Raw genomic sequence first — 2,139 nt, 5'->3', positions numbered from 1 at the left:
TTGTCGGCCACCAGCGTCGCCTTTTCGGAGATCACCGGCGCGAGCAGGACCTGCATCAAACGATGATCGTTCTTGCGAATCTCGCTCATGACAGCAACTCCTCGATCTGGGCGACCGCAGCCTTCGTGATCAGGATCTTCTTGAAGTAGATCAGCGACAGCGGGTCGGCGTAACGCGGCTCGACAACTGCCACATGGGCGAGGTTGCGCGACGCGAGGTACAGGTTTTCGTCAACCGTGTCGGTAATCACCAGCACGGATTCGAGACCCATCGCCTTGAATTTTTCGGCCAGCAGCTTTGTCTTCGGCGCTTCGAGCGTCAGCTCGTCAACCACCGAGATGCGGCCTTCGCGGGCCAGCTGCGAGAAGATCGAGCAGAGACCTGCGCGATGCATCTTCTTGTTAACCTTGTGCGAAAAGTTTTCTTCCGGTGAATTCGGGAAGATACGGCCACCGCCGCGCCACAACGGGCTCGACGACATACCGGCACGGGCGCGACCCGTACCCTTTTGACGCCACGGCTTCTTGGTCGTGTGCTTGACTTGCTCACGGTCCTTCTGCGCGCGGTTACCGCTACGTGCGTTAGCCTGGTAGGCCACCACAACCTGGTGAATCAGGGCTTCGTTGTAATCACGGCCGAACACGACGTCCGACGCGCTAACACCTGCGCCTTCCTGACCATTGGCATTCAGGAGCTTAAGTTCCATTATTTCGCTCCTTTCACGGCGCGCGTCTTCACGGCCGGCGTCACGAAAACCTTGCCGCCCTTAGCACCCGGCACGGCACCCTTGACCAGCAACAGCTTGCGGTCGGCGTCGATACGAGCGATTTCGAGGTTTTGCACGGTTACCGTATCGTCACCCATGTGACCGGTCATGCGCTTACCCGGGAAAACACGACCCGGATCCTGCGCCATACCGATCGAACCCGGCACGTTGTGCGAGCGCGAGTTACCGTGCGATGCACGGCCGGAGGCGAAGTTGTAACGCTTGATGGTACCGGCGTAGCCCTTACCAATCGACACGCCTTGCACGTCGACCTTCTGGCCTACTTCGAACAGTTCGGGACCAACCACGGTGCCGCTCGACAACTCGGCAGCCTTAGCGGCATCGATCTGGAATTCTTTGAGGATTTCACCGGCTTGAACACCGGCTTTGGCGAGATGACCGGCCAACGGCTTCGTCACACGCGATGCACGGCGCGTACCGAATGCAACCTGCACGGCCGTGTAGCCGTCGGTTTCAACAGTCTTGATCTGCGTCACGCGGTTGTCGGACACGTCCAGCACGGTAACGGGAATCGAATCCCCTTCTGCCGTGAAGATACGGGTCATGCCAACCTTGCGACCTACGAGTCCAAGGCTCATCGTTTTCTCCATTCCCGACTGCGATTGGTCGGGGCTAATTTACAAAATGCCGGCGCCGTTTCGGGCATGAATTCATGCTGCAGCACACCGACTTTTTTGCGCAAATGCGCGAAAAGCCCACTATTATAGCGAGGCTTTTCGTTTTCCGCAAGCAATCAATGACTTAGCGATGTCAGGCGAACCGGACACCGCCTGAGAGCCTTATTGCAGCTTGATTTCCACGTCCACACCAGCCGGCAGATCGAGCTTCATCAGTGCGTCGACGGTCTTGTCCGTCGGATCAACGATGTCCATCAGGCGTTGGTGGGTGCGGATTTCGAGCTGGTCGCGCGACGTCTTGTTGACGTGCGGCGAACGCAGGATGTCGAAACGCTGAATGCGGGTCGGCAGCGGCACCGGACCACGAACGATTGCGCCAGTCCGCTTTGCCGTGTCAACGATTTCAGCCGCCGATTGATCGATCAAACGGTAGTCGAAAGCCTTCAGGCGAATGCGGATTTTCTGGTTTTGCATGACGATTCCTTGAAAAGAGCGAGGCGATGTTGCACCGCCAGGTATAAAAAGAACGTAGGGCCAGACGCACGCTGAGCGCGAGCACCCGGCCCCGGGTACCTTTACTGCAAACTGCTAACCCTCGATTTTACTCCAGAATCTTGGCAACGACACCTGCGCCGACGGTACGGCCACCTTCGCGGATGGCGAAGCGCAGACCTTCTTCCATGGCGATCGGGTTGATCAGCTTCACCGTGATCGACACGTTGTCGCCCGGCATGA

General features: G+C 58.1%; 3 protein-coding genes and 2 pseudogenes. All 5 read right to left on the bottom strand.

What is annotated here, in order from left to right; translation table 11 throughout:
- A pseudogene (gene rplW / locus WCA85_RS04810) lies at positions 1-89 on the bottom strand (50S ribosomal protein L23); the annotation flags it as partial.
- Positions 86-706, bottom strand: a complete 621-nt coding sequence (gene rplD, locus WCA85_RS04805) for a 50S ribosomal protein L4 (RefSeq protein ID WP_106284140.1) — start codon at positions 704-706, stop codon at positions 86-88. The pseudogene rplW and the gene rplD, both read right to left, overlap by 4 nt.
- Positions 706-1,365 carry a 50S ribosomal protein L3 gene (gene rplC / locus WCA85_RS04800; protein WP_035562616.1) on the bottom strand — a complete coding sequence of 220 codons (660 nt, stop codon included), beginning with the start codon at positions 1,363-1,365 and terminating at the stop codon, positions 706-708. Before rplC ends, rplD begins: the two co-directional genes overlap by 1 nt.
- A 201-nt stretch (positions 1,366-1,566) precedes the next feature.
- Positions 1,567-1,878, bottom strand: a complete 312-nt coding sequence (rpsJ, locus tag WCA85_RS04795) for a 30S ribosomal protein S10 (protein ID WP_006998489.1) — start codon at positions 1,876-1,878, stop codon at positions 1,567-1,569.
- Positions 1,879-2,005: 127 nt separating this feature from the next.
- Positions 2,006-2,139, bottom strand: a pseudogene (tuf, locus tag WCA85_RS04790) (elongation factor Tu); the annotation flags it as partial.

This window comes from Paraburkholderia sp. (assembly GCF_049581445.1).
Taxonomy (GTDB): Bacteria; Pseudomonadota; Gammaproteobacteria; order Burkholderiales; family Burkholderiaceae; genus Paraburkholderia.
Note: the sequence above shows the minus strand (reverse complement) of the source record. Positions and strands in the feature narration are given on the sequence as shown.

What these genes read in the sequence shown, in the direction of transcription:
- rplD (WP_106284140.1), bottom strand. Translation starts at nt 706, where the DNA reads ATGGAACTTAAGCTCCTGAATGCCAATGGTCAGGAAGGCGCAGGTGTT.
- rplC (WP_035562616.1), bottom strand. Translation starts at nt 1,365, where the DNA reads ATGAGCCTTGGACTCGTAGGTCGCAAGGTTGGCATGACCCGTATCTTC.
- rpsJ (WP_006998489.1), bottom strand. Translation starts at nt 1,878, where the DNA reads ATGCAAAACCAGAAAATCCGCATTCGCCTGAAGGCTTTCGACTACCGT.